Here is a 1924-nt window from a genome sequence, read left to right as displayed (position 1 = left end):
ATCTCGAGCTTGGCGGCAAGGCCGTGGTAGTTGGCATCCTCAATGTCACGCCCGACAGCTTTTCCGACGGCGGCCTGTTTGATGCTCCCGAAACCGCGCTGGTCCATGCGCGCCGCATGATCGGGGAAGGCGCCGCGGTCATTGATATCGGCGGCGAATCGACCCGGCCCGGCGCGGCGGCGATCTCGGCCAGCGAGGAGCAGGCCCGTATCCTGCCGGTGATCGAGGCGCTGGCGCGTGCAGGCGACGTGCTGATCTCGGTCGACACCTATCGTGCGGAGACAGCACGGCTCGCGGTGGCAGCCGGCGCGCACATCGTCAATGATGTCTGGGGTCTGCAGCGCGAGCCAGGCATTGCGCGGGTGGCGGCCGAAACCGGCGCCGGGCTCGTCATCATGCATACCGGCCGCGACCGCGAAAAGCTGCCCGACGTGATCGCCGACCAGTTGGCGTTCCTGGGAAAATCGCTGGAGATCGGGCGCGGGCAGGGTGTCGCCGACGACCATGTCGTGCTCGACCCCGGCTTTGGTTTCGCCAAGGAGACGGCGGCGGAAAACCTCGATCTGATGGCGCGGTTTTCCGAGCTTGGCGCGCTCGGCTTCCCGCTGATGGCCGGTACGTCGCGAAAACGCTTTATCGGCACCGTCACCGGCCGCGACGCAGCCGACCGGGCGGCCGGTACGGCGGCGACCAGCGTCATACTCAGGCTCAAGGGCGCGCATCTGTTTCGCGTCCATGATGTCGCAATCAACGTGGACGCGCTGGCCGTGGCGGATGCTATGCTGGCGCGGGACACCGGATCGGAACGCTGAGCCATGTATGTCATCCGCATGAAGAATTGCGCCTTCTTTGCCCGGCACGGCGTGCTGGACGAGGAAGAAGCGCTCGGGCAGCGCTTCTATGTCGATGCCTCGCTCACCGTCGAGCCCGGACGTGCGCTCGTCGATGACGCCATCGGGGAAACCGTCAATTACGGCGTTGCCTTCACCGTCATCGAGGAGATCATTACCGGACACAGGCGCTTCCTGATCGAGGCCCTGGCCCTGGAAGTCGCAAAGGCCCTCACCGGGCGCTTTCCCCAGATTCGCAAAGCCGAGGTCACCGTTCGCAAGCCGAATGCGCCGGTGCCTGGCGTGCTCGATTACGTCGAGGTGACCGTTGTCTGGCCCGAGTAACACCGTCTATCTGAGCCTCGGCGGCAATCTCGGTGATCCGGCCAAGTCGATGGGGGCTGCATTGCGCCTGCTCGACGCCGATGCCGACACTGACATGGCCGCCGTTTCCTCGCTCTACCGGACGCCGCCCTGGGGCAAGCTCGACCAGCCGGATTTCCTCAACGCGGCCGCAGCACTGTCGACGCGGCTGTCGCCGCGGGCATTGCTCGACCTCTGCCTCGATGCCGAGCGAAAGCTCAAGCGCGTGCGCGAGGAGAGGTGGGGGCCGCGCCTGATCGACATCGACATCCTGGTGTTCGGCGACCGCATCATCCATGAAACGGGCCTGGAAGTGCCACACCCGCGCATGCTGGAGCGCGCCTTCGTGCTGGCACCGCTGGCCGAGATCGCGCCGGACCTCACCATTGGCGGCAAACGCGTTGTCGATCGCCTGGGCTCGGTCGATGCCGCCGGCATCGAGCGCCTGCCGTCAGGCCAGGATTGGTGGCTGCGCTAGACCGCTGGTATCAGCCGGAGAAACCACCGTCATCCAGGAATGCTTTTTCCTCAGCGGTCGTTTCGCGCCCAAGCATCTTGTTGCGGTGCGGGAAACGGCCGAAGCGCTGGATGATGTCACGATGTTCCAGGGCGTATTTCAGATTGAACTCGGCCCTGGCTGTGTGAAGTTCAACCGACCGGTCCTGGTCGGCAAGATTTTCCGAATGCTCGAACGGCAAATAGAGGAATACGCGGACCTCCGGTTCCAGCGC

At 65.0% G+C, this 1924-nt stretch carries 4 protein-coding genes; 3 read left to right on the top strand and 1 reads right to left on the bottom strand.

Going from position 1 to position 1924, the window contains the following annotated elements; all coding sequences use genetic code 11:
- From folP to folK, 3 genes are all read left to right on the top strand, one after another.
- Nucleotides 1-812, top strand: an 812-nt coding sequence (gene folP, locus EOA36_RS34530) for a dihydropteroate synthase (RefSeq protein WP_127281142.1), incomplete at its 5' end; no start/stop codon positions are given.
- Nucleotides 813-815: 3 nt separating this feature from the next.
- Nucleotides 816-1175 carry a dihydroneopterin aldolase gene (gene folB, locus EOA36_RS34525; protein WP_023773903.1) on the top strand — a complete coding sequence of 120 codons (360 nt, stop codon included), beginning with the start codon at nucleotides 816-818 and terminating at the stop codon, nucleotides 1173-1175.
- On the top strand, nucleotides 1159-1671 hold the full coding sequence (gene folK, locus EOA36_RS34520; protein ID WP_127281141.1) for a 2-amino-4-hydroxy-6-hydroxymethyldihydropteridine diphosphokinase: 513 nt from the start codon (nucleotides 1159-1161) through the stop codon (nucleotides 1669-1671). The genes folB and folK overlap by 17 nt, the downstream gene beginning before the upstream one ends.
- A gap of 10 nt (nucleotides 1672-1681) precedes the next feature.
- On the opposite strand, the gene EOA36_RS34515 is transcribed toward folK, so the two are convergent.
- On the bottom strand, nucleotides 1682-1924 hold a 243-nt coding region (locus tag EOA36_RS34515), incomplete at its 5' end, for a DUF924 family protein (protein ID WP_127281140.1).

This window comes from Mesorhizobium sp. M8A.F.Ca.ET.021.01.1.1, assembly GCF_003998025.1.
Classification (GTDB): domain Bacteria; phylum Pseudomonadota; class Alphaproteobacteria; order Rhizobiales; family Rhizobiaceae; genus Mesorhizobium.
This window is presented reverse-complemented; position numbering and strand designations above follow the sequence as displayed.

Coding starts and splice junctions, on each gene's coding strand:
- folB (WP_023773903.1), top strand. CDS start 816: ATGTATGTCATCCGCATGAAGAATTGCGCCTTCTTTGCCCGGCACGGC.